Below are 6,235 nucleotides of genomic sequence, written 5' to 3' on the forward strand. Positions count from 1 at the left end.
CAACAACCGAGTAGAGTAACGGTATACGAGACGACGGCCGGGCGTGTTGGCGAGGACGATTATTATGCTTTCGGGCTGAATGTCCATATCCAGCAAAACGCAGCAAATAAGTATCTTTACAATAAAAAGGAGATACAGGAGGAAATGAACCAGTATGACTACGGTGCCAGGTTCTATGACCCGGTTATCGCAAGGTGGAATAGTGTCGATCCACTGGCAGAGATGGGCAGAAGGTGGTCTCCCTATAACTACGCGTTAAACAATCCGATTAGGTTTATCGATCCGGATGGCAAATGGATTACGGTTAGTGATTCAACAGGAACTTATCGATATGATAATGGTAAATTTTATACCTTGAATACTGAAACTCAGAAGTGGGATGTTCAGGCTGACGTAAAAGAGGGAAGTTATCTCGCCAGCATAGCTGATGCATTTTCTGCAATTACAGGAGGAGATCCAAATTCTTTTGGTAGTATGTTTTTAAATAAGTTCAGCAACGATCAGACGAACGCAAATGTCAGCGAGAATACATTTGTGGATGATAAAAAAGACAAAAACTTAACTATCGGACGTGGAATATCTACCTGGGCCAGTCAAGTAGTGAAAGAAAATACTACCGATGGAGTTAAGATTAATCCTTTTTATGTGACTTTATTTCATGAACTGGCGCATGTATATGCCAATCAAGCATTTAATGCTGATGTCTTATCTAAACCTTGGGTGTTAGGGAGCAGTTCAAATGGTTTACCAAAAGATTTACCAAGTTCGGAAATATACGCTTCAATGGTTGAAAACTTTTTGAAGGCAGAGCAACATATGCCTTTAAGAACTCATTATTCTAATTATGAAGATACTTCGACTTCTCCTGTGGCTGAAACTCAATTGATTCAATTAACAAGGGGAGGCTATTATATGCCAACCAGCTATGTAAATCGCATATTGCAAAAAATATTAAGTAGCAAAAGATGAAAATTAGAAAAAGATTACTTGTAATTCCTGTGCTTATCTTTCTTTTATCCTGTAGTTCTGAAAAGGTGTATCGCAACCAGCTTTTAGACAGTCAGGTAGATGGTAGACATATTGAGCCAATGATAGCTATGTTAAAATTGATTAAAAATAAATTATCGTTAAACGATCACTTACTCTACGTATATACGCCAGTTGGCGATTTGACCGTAGCGGGTAACAAACGATTTAAGGCAGTGATTTATGATTACACAAATGGTGTAAAATGTTTCTTCAAAAATGATGATAGACGTTACATAAAGGCCTTTACGGCCTCCTCCTTTGAAGGCTTTCAATTGCACAATTTCGTGATAGAACATTATTTGCAAAACGATATAAACTATTTGAATTCCTCTCAAAATTTAAGTGCTTCGGAAGGTGTTGGTGGAGTTGTTTTTCTTTATGAATTAAATTCATCGGGACATAAAGTTATCAATTACAAATGGGAAGGGATAATTCTTGACAAACAATCAAACCCAATGGATTTTGAAAATAAAAAAAATCAAAGCGATTTTGCAAATCCACATGAACCACAACATCACGTAACTGATAATTGACAGGAGCCTGTTTTATTTACTAATTATTGAAATAGTGGTTTGCAATACGCTTTGCTTCAATTGCCATCATTCAGATAAACTGTAATTTCTGTCTAGGTAGAGGCAACATTAAACTATCATGGTGATATTTAAGAACTGCGTTATTCAACTTCCGGCAAGGAGCGACAGTAACCCCATACATACTATGATAGTTGATCATAGTCAAAGACATTAGATAAATTATAGGAGGTACTAATATATATTGGGTAAAATAGACCAGTGTGTTTTCGTAATAAGTAACCAACGAAATAGTATATGAATTGATTCCTTTTTAAATCTAAAAAGATCATCGAGTTAACGACGATTATAAAGACCGGAGTTCTGTTTCAAGTAGACCATCATAGCCTATTATATTTATTTCCGAGGTTAAGTCTAATTTGTAAACTCAATCATAGATTGTTGCATTGTCGGATAGCATTGGTTTAAATGGTTTTGCCGGCTCCTAGCCCTATCACAAGTAAACTATTAACATCGATTGTATCTGCAGACAAAAAGGACGGGGTAGAATTTGTTTATCAGTCGTTCCAGCTCATTGACACTAACTATACACAAACATTTACCATTGCAGACAACGACAGCTATGGTGTATCACGTAATCATTTTGACATCGGATTGTAGAGCATTATAAAAAAAATAGAATGAGAAAAATTATATTTGGCTTAAGTATAGCCTTTATGATAACATTATATACTAGTGCTTATGGTCAGGCGCCGGTAGTAAGTTATGTGGGTCCGCAGACGTATGTTGTGAATGTTTCGTCGGTGAATTTGTTGCCTACGACAACGGGGAGTGTAGGGGTATTCGGTCAGACGAGTATGTTTTCGGGTGCAGCTATCCCTGGAGATGACTCGAATCCGGTTTACAGTTACAACCAGCCATTAGGCGCGACGACGGATCTGGCGGGGAATATATATATAGCAGAGGGTGGGACTCACCGTATCCGTAAGATCTCGCCTACGGGTTATGCAACGATCCTTGCGGGCTCGTCCACGGGTGCATCGGGTTTTACTAACGGTCAGGGGGGATTGGCGACATTCTATCACCCGGTAGGGCTTGCGGCTGATGCCGCGGGCAATATCTATGTTGCGGACGAAGATAACCATGTTATCCGGAAGATCAAGCCAGACGGGACGGTAACGACGTTCGCGGGAACCGGTTCCCAGGGCAGCGCTGACGGAGCGGCTGCATCAGCGACGTTCTACTATCCCTGCGGGGTAGCTGTTGACGCGTCTGGTAACGTTTATGTAGCGGATAGCTACAATAATAAGATACGGAAGATCACAGCCGGGGTGGATGTAGGTGGTACAGTGAGCACGATAGCCGGAAGCGGTGCTGTGGGGGCTAATAATGCCACAGGTTTATCAGCGACGTTCAACCAGCCTTTCAGCGTGGTGCTTGACGGAACGGGTAATCTTTACGTAACGGACAGGCTCAACCACAAGATCCGGAAAATAGTTTTGTCGACGGCTGTGGTAACGACGCTTGCCGGGAGCGGGACGGCAGGCTATGCGGCTGGAACAGGAACAGCAGCAAGTTTTAACGGACCGACCTCTCTTGCCATAGACAAACAGGGCATATTATATGTTACAGATGAAGGTAATCATCGTATCCGCTCAGTTACACCGGGTGGAGCAGTGAACCTTTTATCAGGAACGGGTACCGCCGGCTCTGCCAATGGCCTGGGTTCGGCCTCGACGTTCAACCTGCCATTCGGGATAGCAGCGGATATATTAGGTAATGTTTATGTAGGTGACCTGACGAATAATCTGGTCAGGAAAGTAGTCTATGCGCCATATACGATGACGCCGGCCCTTCCCGCGGGATTGTCGTTCAATGTTACCACGGGGCAGATCAGCGGTACGCCGGCAGCGGCATCGCCGCAGGCGACCTATACGATCAACGCGTACAACGGTTCGGGAAAGAGCGCTGATGCGACGTTAAGTATTACGGTAGTAGCCGGGGCTCCTCCTGCTGCCTTTAGCCAGGATATGAACTACGTGGCGACGTATACGCCGCTGGTTGAGGGTGTAAACGATGTGGTTGCGGCCAGCAGCGACAAGATGCAGGAAGCAGTGGGAGTTGTGTATATAGATGGCTTCGGCCGTCCTATCCAGTCGGTACAGGTAAAGGGTTCGCCTTTGGGTAAAGACCTTATCCAGCCGTCGTCTTATGATGAGTACGGCCGGGAACGGATCAAATACCTGCCTTATGTAAAGAGCACATCAGAAACGGGCGGCTACCAGCCACTGGCAATAGCCGGGACCTCGGGTTATAGCAACAGTGAGCAAAAGAACTTTTACACGACGGGAGCGGCCGCGGCGGGTGTAACGTCCAACAGCTACCCGATATCGGAAACAGCATTGGAACCCTCACCGATGAACAGGGCGCTGGAGCAGGGTGCTCCCGGCGCACCGTGGCAAATATCCACAAGCGGGGTATCGGGCAGCGGTCATACAGTAAAGATGGCATATGGGCTGAACACCTCAACGGGAGGTAGCGGAGTTGGCGATGTCCGTTTGTGGGCGGTGAACGCGGCAGGCAACGGCGCAGCTGGCGGCAACACGTATTATACCGCCGGGCGTCTTTACAGCACGACGATAACGGACGAGAACGGTAACAATACGGTTGAGTTCACGGATAAGGACGGTCAAGTAGTATGCAAGAAGGCGCAGCTGAATGCGAGCACTTATCTTGCGACGTATTATGTATATAATGACCTGGGGAATCTGGCATATGTCATCCCGCCGATCCCGGCAGGGACATCTTACCCGAGTTCCTTCCTGGAAGCTGACGGGGTTTTTATGAACTTTATCTACGGTTACCATTATGACGAGCGTAACCGTATTATAGAGAAGAAGGTACCGGGGAAGGGATGGGAGTTCATGGTTTATAATAAGCTGGACCAGTTGCTGTTCACGCAGGATGGTGTGCAGCGGGCGAAGACGAACCAGGAATGGACTTATATGCGTTATGACGGGTTGGGGCGCCTGGTACTTACAGGCGTCTGGGTATCGACGACGGCTGGGGACGCGAGCCTTGTGAGCCCGTCACGGACCTTGTCACAGACGCTGAAGACCGGGGTTTCGGGGACACCGTTCTGGTATACCCGTGATAATACGGCAACGAATGGTTATAAGGCGGTAACGGCGATAGGCACCGCTGCGACAGACAGCTACACGGGACAACTGCTGTCGCTTAGCTATTACGACGACTATACATTAACCGGTATTCCGTATACAACAGCGGTACCGAATACGCTTGTTAGCCCGACAGGCCTGCTGACAGTGAATAAGACGACGATACTGAATTCGGACGGAACCTACGGGCCGATGTTATGGGCAGTAACTCGGTATGATGAATACGGGCGCGCTATACAGACAGACAAGCAGCATTATCTTGGGGGAACATACAATACCAGCAATTACGATGATATCATCACCTCTTACAACTTCAACAACTCGGTAAAGGGAATATTGCGGCAGCATTATACGGTTGCGAGCCCAACCACCCCCGTAGTGACGGTTGATGTAAGCTACAGTTACGACCATATGGGTCGTAAGCAGCAGACGAAGGAGGCGATCTACCCGGGCACGACGGCGACTAACAAGGTTGTGCTGAGCGAGACGGACTACAATGAGGCCGGCCAGGTTAACGAAAAGCAACTGCACCAGGCACCGACAGGGGGGGCATTCCTGCAGGACATCAGCTACGCTTACAACGAACGCGGGTGGCTGACGAAGATCAATGATCCCGGTGCCACGCCGGCGACCTCGGCAATGAAGCTGTTCAGCCAGAAACTGAACTATAACGTTACCGAATACGGGGCAACATCAAACTATAACGGTAATATCTCGGAGCAGCGGTACAACTCGGGGACAAACGGGGACCAGCATGTAAATTATACCTATGATAAGCTGAACCGGATGCTGACCTCTACTTCGACAGCGAACCTGAGTGAATCGGTGACGGGAACAGGCTATGATTACCTGGGTAATATCGGTGAGCTTACCCGTACGGGTACTGCGGCCAATGCAGCGGTACTAGGCTATACTTATACCGGAAGCCAGCTGCAGAGCGTAACGAAAGGAGGTTCCGCGTTCCGGAACTACGCATATGACAATAATGGCAATGCGACGAGTGACGGTGCGGGTAGTACGATCAACTACAATATGCTGAACCTGCCGCGGAATGTGGCAGCCAAAAACCTGTCGTATACGTATACGGCCTCGGGAGAGAAGCTTCGGAAGGTAAGCGGAGCTACCACAACGGACTATATCTCGGGCATCCAGTACACGGGGACGGCGATCGACTTTATCCAGACGGAGGAGGGAAGGGCGATCAAAAGCGGCTCAACATACAAATATGAATACACGCTGACGGACCATTTGGGCAACAACCGAGTAACGGTATACGAGACGACGGCCGGGCGTGTTGGCGAGGACGATTATTATGCTTTCGGGCTGAATGTCCATATCCAGCAAAACGCAGCAAATAAGTATCTTTACAATAAAAAGGAGATACAGGAGGAAATGAACCAGTATGACTACGGTGCCAGGTTCTATGACCCGGTTATCGCAAGGTGGAATAGTGTCGATCCACTGGCAGAGATGGGCAGAAGGTGGTCTCCCTATAAC

The 6,235-nt window shown here is 46.9% G+C and carries 3 protein-coding genes; all 3 read left to right on the top strand.

The window, feature by feature from the left end; genetic code table 11:
* A partial coding sequence (locus tag AC1DV1_RS30975) for an RHS repeat-associated core domain-containing protein (RefSeq protein WP_477368617.1) occupies positions 1 to 969 on the top strand: 969 nt, incomplete at its 5' end.
* Complete coding sequence (locus AC1DV1_RS30980) at positions 966 to 1,562, top strand: hypothetical protein (RefSeq protein WP_477368620.1); 597 nt, start codon at positions 966 to 968, stop codon at positions 1,560 to 1,562. The genes AC1DV1_RS30975 and AC1DV1_RS30980, both read left to right, overlap by 4 nt.
* A 1,064-nt stretch (positions 1,563 to 2,626) precedes the next feature.
* On the top strand, positions 2,627 to 6,235 hold a 3,609-nt coding region (locus tag AC1DV1_RS30985; protein ID WP_477368623.1), incomplete at its 3' end, for a DUF6443 domain-containing protein.

The sequence above is a fragment of the Mucilaginibacter sp. P4_D1 genome (assembly GCF_056401935.1).

What these genes read in the sequence shown, in the direction of transcription:
- AC1DV1_RS30980 (WP_477368620.1), top strand. Translation starts at nt 966, where the DNA reads ATGAAAATTAGAAAAAGATTACTTGTAATTCCTGTGCTTATCTTTCTT.